This window comes from Microcystis sp. M_QC_C_20170808_M9Col (assembly GCF_007095495.1).
Taxonomy (GTDB): domain Bacteria; phylum Cyanobacteriota; class Cyanobacteriia; order Cyanobacteriales; family Microcystaceae; genus Microcystis; species Microcystis aeruginosa.
In genome coordinates this window covers 1-4,917 of the sequence record NZ_SFBZ01000313.1, presented here as the reverse complement: position 1 = coordinate 4,917, position 4,917 = coordinate 1, and the positions used below count along the sequence as shown (strand labels likewise).

Sequence of the window (4,917 nt, the reverse complement as noted above, 5' to 3'; positions counted from 1 at the left end):
CATGATTTTAGTGCATTAAAGAGGGCAAGAATGTATGCTCCTGTGGGGACACCCCTTGATGAAATTATTCGTACTTATTGTGTCGCCTAGTGTCTCGTTCTTATTTGAAATAACTATATATTTCGTAAATGTGCTAATATTTAACAGCAAAGCCGCCGTAAAACGGCGGGGTTTCAGACCCAAATTTTCCGATGACCTAGAACTGGCTAAGGAGCGTAGGACCCAACGATTAGGCGAAAAACTGGAAAATCCCACCTTTACCCCCAGCCAACAGCATATCCGTTGGTCGCACTTCAAAAATATCGATGATCCCGAGACAAAGCTGCGGATTGTCCGGGATGAAGCGTTCCCCTTTATCAAAGATCTGGGACAGTTTTCTAAGGGTAGCACCTACGCTAAACACATGAAGGACGCGGTGTTTCTCATCGCGTCTCCGGCACTGCTGGGGACAGTAATCGAGCAAATTGAAAAAATCCCCATGGAGGATCGGGACACCAAGGGCGACCTTTACGAGTATATGCTCTCAAAACTGAGTACAGCCGGGACTAACGGACAGTTTCGCACACCGCGCCATATTATCAAAATGATGGTGGAGTTATTAGCGCCGGGACCCCGGGAAGTTATCTGTGATCCGGCCTGTGGCACAGGAGGCTTTTTAGTAGCGGCTGCCGAGTATGTGCGGGAGTTAAAGGACAGCGAGGGAGGACGTTTGCTCCATGAACGCGGCAACCTAGAGCATTTCAATAACCAAATGTTCCACGGTTTTGATTTCGATGGGACGATGTTACGCATTGGCAGCATGAACCTGATGTTACACGGTATCGAGCAGCCGATTATCGAGGCCCGGGATTCCCTATCGGAGGACCACGCTGGGGTAGAGGATAGTTTTACGATGATTCTGGCTAATCCACCGTTTAAGGGTTCGGTGGAGAAGTCCACTATTGCCAAGGATTTATCGAAAATCATTGACACCACTAAAACCGAGTTATTATTCATGGCCCTGTTTTTGCGCTTGCTGAAGACGGGGGGAAAAGGTGCGGTAATTGTGCCGGATGGGGTGCTATTTGGCTCGTCCAAGGCCCATAAGGACATCCGCACCATCTTGGTAGAAGAACATAAGCTAGAGGGGGTGATATCGATGCCGTCGGGGGTATTTAAACCTTACGCGGGGGTATCTACCGCAATCCTGATTTTTACGAAGCTGGGGGTAAGGGAAAAGGGGACTGACTTGGTTTGGTTTTATGACATGGTGGCGGATGGTTTCTCTCTCGATGATAAGCGCCAACCGATTGCCGATAATGATATCCCAGACTTGCTGCGCTGTTGGCAGCAACGCGACTCCGCTAAGGATACCAACCGCCAAGGGAAGGCGTTTTTTGTGCCTCGCGAGGAGATTCAAGCCAATGCTTATGATCTATCAATTAACCGCTATAAGGAGATAGAGTACGAGGAAGTGAGCTATGAGCCGCCGAAGGTGATTTTACAGAAGTTAAGGGCTTTAGAGGCTGATATTCGTCAGGATTTGGACGCATTAGAGGAGATGTTAGGAGATTAGGAGATGAAAAATCTACAGCTAGAGGTTATTCTGCGGGAGATAAAAGATTATTTCCATCTGCTCTATCAAAACCAATTACAGAAAATCGTCCTTTACGGTTCCCAAGCACGGGAAGATGGACGGGAAGATTCTGATATCGATCTTTTGGTCATTCTTTCCGGTGTGGTGGATCCTTATCAGGAAATTGACCGCACGAGTGAATTTATCGCTAGGCTTTGCCTTGATTATAATGTGGTTGTTTCCCGTCATTTTATCTCTGCGGCAAAGTTCCAGAGCGGAGATAATCCATTTCTTGACAATATACGGCGCGAAGGGGTTACGCTTTGAGCAATGATTGCATTGGTAGTTTTGCTCAACCGAAAGGATGTTTGATTTATGCTGAGAAATAAGATTTGTCGGCATTTAGATTCCAAGAGAGTGGTGGGTTACGCTATCGCTAACCCACCCTACCCATTGAAGGGAGAAGAGTTCATAGTAGGGTGGGTTAGACGGCAACAATCTAGGCGTTAAAGTCAATCTAACAATCCGTCGTAACCCACCGCTTTAGTCCACCGAAAAGATATTTGATTTATGTTTGAAAATAAGATTGATCAGGTTTTACACGCATTAAAGGAGATGTTGGGATGAGAACAGTGACTCTAGGAGATTACATTGAGATATTGTCGGGTTTTGCTTTCAAGTCTAGTTTGTTTAACTCTGAGGCAAGAGGGTTGCCACTTGTACGAATACGAGATGTAGTACCTGGTTATTCTGAAACTTACTCTGATGAAGATTTTGATGAAAAATATTTATTAGAAGATGGTGATCTTTTAATAGGTATGGATGGAGAGTTTAACTGTGCAAGATGGAAAGGGGGAAAAGCTTTATTAAACCAGCGAGTTTGTCGCGTTATTGCATCTTCAAAGAATCTCGATGATCAATATCTATTTTATTTTTTACCTAGACCTCTCAAGCAGATAGAGGCTAAATCCAACTTTGTGACGGTTAAACATCTCTCAGTAAAGCAAATCCAAGCAATAAAAATCCCCCTCCCACCCCTTGAAGAACAGCGAAGAATTGCGGCAATTTTAGATAAAGCAGATGGGGTGCGACGTAAGCGCAAAGAGGCAATTCGGTTGACTGAGGAGTTGTTAAAATCGACTTTCCTAGAGATGTTCGGTGATCCTGTTACTAATCCGAAAGGGTGGGAGAAGATAAAACTAGGAAACCTATGTACAATTGTTCGTGGCGGTTCTCCAAGACCAATTAACGATTATCTAGGTGGTTCTATCCCTTGGATTAAGATAGGCGATGCTACAGAGGGAGATGATATATATATTCACAAAACTGCTGAAGCTATTAAGCCTGATGGAGTCAAGAAAAGTCGCTATTTAGAACCAGGATCTCTGATTTTTGCAAATTGCGGTGTGAGTCTAGGATTTGCAAGAATTCTAAAAATTGCGGGGTGTATTCATGATGGTTGGTTAGCTTTTTCTGATTTAGATAAATCTATAAATCAAATATTTTTGCTGAAATTACTGAATTCTATTACCGAACATTTTCGAGCGATCGCACCTGCTGGAACTCAACCTAATCTCAATACTAAAATTATGAAGAATTTTGAGATCCCCATTCCGCCAATTGATTTACAGGAGAAGTTCGCCGTAGTTAGCCATTACTTGACAGATATCATTCAGAAAAATTCTGAAATGTTCAAAGAATCCGAAAATCTCTTTAATTCCCTTTTACAAAGAGCATTTAGGGGGGAACTGTAGCCATGGCAGCCGGCGGATTACTGCCATAATCTTGTGGGAAATGCCATTAAAAAAGACCGTTGGACAATTAACCAAGATTCCTATCATCTCACACTGTCACGCGGGAAAAACCTAAATAAAATAACCGAACTTGCTGTTTTTAAATTGGCAACATTTGGAGTAAAATAATGGAAAAAGTAATTAACAAAGTTAACATCAAAAAGCAAAATAATGACTTTAACTATTGGCAAAAACAATCCTATCAAAAACGATTAGAAGCGTTAGAACAAATTCGCCAACAATACCACCAATATAAATATAATGCTGAACCAAGACTTCAAATAATTTATACAATTGTTAAACAATAATCAGGTAAAATATTTGGTCATTGGCGGTTATGCTGTAGCGGTGCATGGTCATCCTCGCTATACCAAAGATATTGACATTTGGATCGAAATGAGTTCGGAAAATACCCAAAAATTGATGAGGGCATTAACAGAATTTGGCTTTGGTAGTTTAGGTTTAACTGCGGAAGCTTTCCAAACACCAGACCAAATTATTCAATTAGGTTATCCTCCTAGTCGAATAGACTTAATTACCACTCCAGACGGCATAGATTTTATGACCTGCTATCAAACTAAAATAGAAATCAAGATGAATGATGTAGTCGTTAACTTTATTGATTTAGAAAGCCTCAAAAAAAACAAAAAAGCGTCAGGAAGACTACAAGATTTAGCTGACTTGGAAAATTTGTCAAATCGAGAATAATTTTCAACCTTTGTGGGAAAAAATTGGCTCTTCTCGACTTTGTGTGATAATCTTTGCTTATGGAATCGTGAAGTGCTTATCGGGCAAGACTTTTAGGACTATTTTGCGGAAGAAACTATCAGTATAGACCTCGTTTCCACACAGAAACCAGAAGAGCCAAAAATTTAGCGAGAGATAGAGATAGCCAAAACTTTGGGAATAATACTAAATCCAGTTATTCAAAACTGATTATTTATTCCCTTTTGCCTTTTGCCTCTTGCCTTTTGCCTCTCCTCATAACTAGCCTGTACTCAACGGATTTAGTATAATAAAGTTATAGACTGGGGAGCGCAATATGGACTCAAACTTCTCCTTCCTGCGAGATCAATTCCCGACAATCTACGATCATGCCAGCCAAGCGGAGGGATTAGTCTTCAGCAACCCCCGGGCCAGTTGCTTCTATACCCGTTTTGTCCTAGAGCAAATGGTCTGCTGGCTCTATGAAAACGACCCCTACCTGCAACCGCCCCGGGACAATAGCCTAGGCGCTCTTATCCACGAGCAAACCTTTAAAGATAACCTTAAACCAGGACTTTTCGGCAAAATTCGCACCATCCACAAAGTCGGCAACAACGCCGCCCACCATGGCAGCCCCATCAGTGAACGGGACTCCCTGCACCTGATCGAGGAACTATTTCATCTCACCTACTGGCTGGTGCGCTACTATGGGCAGAATGGGCGAGAATTGGGCGATATTCGCTTCGATCCCACATTCCGCACCCTAAAGTGTCACATTGAAAATTTTATCTAAATCGTCAAAACGATTGCCGGCTCTGAATTACAGGCTAATTTGTTTGCCCAGCAGATGCACAATTAGCCCTA

At 42.6% G+C, this 4,917-nt stretch carries 6 protein-coding genes and 2 pseudogenes; all 8 read left to right on the top strand.

Features of this window, described 5'->3' with window-relative positions; translation table 11 throughout:
- A pseudogene (locus EWV68_RS20060) lies at positions 1-90 on the top strand (IS630 family transposase); the annotation flags it as partial.
- A gap of 40 nt (positions 91-130) precedes the next feature.
- A complete protein-coding gene (locus EWV68_RS20055) occupies positions 131-1,555 on the top strand; it encodes an HsdM family class I SAM-dependent methyltransferase (protein ID WP_287170835.1) in 1,425 nt (474 codons plus the stop codon).
- 3 nt (positions 1,556-1,558) lie between these two features.
- Entirely contained in the window at positions 1,559-1,882 is a 324-nt protein-coding gene (locus EWV68_RS20050; RefSeq protein ID WP_002750888.1) for a nucleotidyltransferase domain-containing protein, read from the top strand.
- Positions 1,883-2,178: 296 nt separating this feature from the next.
- The gene (locus tag EWV68_RS20045) at positions 2,179-3,309 is read left to right on the top strand and encodes a restriction endonuclease subunit S (RefSeq protein WP_287170834.1); all 1,131 of its coding nucleotides are present in this window, start codon (positions 2,179-2,181) and stop codon (positions 3,307-3,309) included.
- Positions 3,310-3,336: 27 nt separating this feature from the next.
- Positions 3,337-3,477, top strand: a pseudogene (locus tag EWV68_RS20040) (hypothetical protein); the annotation flags it as partial.
- Complete coding sequence (locus EWV68_RS20035) at positions 3,477-3,656, top strand: hypothetical protein (protein ID WP_287170833.1); 180 nt, start codon at positions 3,477-3,479, stop codon at positions 3,654-3,656. The pseudogene EWV68_RS20040 and the gene EWV68_RS20035, both read left to right, overlap by 1 nt.
- Entirely contained in the window at positions 3,643-4,056 is a 414-nt protein-coding gene (locus EWV68_RS20030; RefSeq protein ID WP_239698152.1) for a DUF6036 family nucleotidyltransferase, read from the top strand. The genes EWV68_RS20035 and EWV68_RS20030 overlap by 14 nt, the downstream gene beginning before the upstream one ends.
- Before the next feature lie 334 nt (positions 4,057-4,390).
- Positions 4,391-4,846 carry a DUF4145 domain-containing protein gene (locus tag EWV68_RS20025; protein ID WP_287170831.1) on the top strand — a complete coding sequence of 152 codons (456 nt, stop codon included), beginning with the start codon at positions 4,391-4,393 and terminating at the stop codon, positions 4,844-4,846.
- Positions 4,847-4,917 lie beyond the last annotated feature (71 nt).